This is a genomic window from Oleiphilus sp. HI0043 (genome assembly GCF_001634935.1).
On sequence record NZ_LWEY01000466.1, the window covers coordinates 1 to 817 of the forward strand.

The 817-nt window shown below is 45.4% G+C and carries 1 protein-coding gene; it reads right to left on the bottom strand.

Annotated features, from left to right (window positions below; genetic code table 11):
• Positions 1 to 407 precede the first annotated feature (407 nt).
• On the bottom strand, positions 408 to 817 hold a 410-nt coding region (locus A3729_RS32395; RefSeq protein WP_068633380.1), incomplete at its 5' end, for a hypothetical protein.

The following is an 817-nucleotide window of genomic DNA, read 5'->3' on the forward strand; positions in this document are numbered from 1 at the left end:
GATAGTATTCGTTTGTAACCGGCTTGCAGGAGCATTTCGGCAGCAGGATTGATAAATTTAATCTGGTAATTTGCATCAATAAGGATAACAGCAGTCGACAAGCCTTCGAGTATGCGTTGTTGGTAGGCATCTGAGAACAGGTTGGTTGTCATTAAAGCTTGTATCCATTTAAAGACGAAATTACATGCAAACAGGCTTGCTCTTGCCTGGGGCGAACTATAATAGCCAAAGCAAGAAGCAAACCAATGTTTTATGTGGCGTCGAATATGTTCAGAGAGTAGCTATTTAGCGAGCTCCCGACTGCTTGCGTGTCAGGGCTCTTGGTTTAGTATAGATGAAGATAGGATGTGCGCACCAATTTTGTGCATTGCTTTTTTGGGGTGTTCCCTATTGGTGCTCTCTATGTGTTAGTTAATTTTGAACGCTCTGGCGATAGGTCGATGAACTGTAAATTGACTACTGGCTGAGATAAGAGCCTTGTTTTGTGGGTCGATAACTTGGACCGTGATCGTGTGTGTTCCTCTATTTAGGCTTGTTAGCAGCAAGCTCGCCCCTTTTTGTAATGCAACTTCGGCACCATCCAGCAGAAAGCGCAGTTTGTCCTCTGCTCTTAATGAAGGCTCTAATATGGTGCTTACAGTGATGTCACCCGTGCCTGAGTGGAGTGCGCTCCGGTCTATTGGTGCGCTAATAACAAGTGACTGGTAAAGAAAGCTGTCGTCTGTAGGTGCAGAGCTAAAACTTATGGGGCTTGGTTTTAGTGCAGGTATGGTTGGAACGGGTTCGACTTCCAAGGTGACGGCGTTGCTTTGTGGTT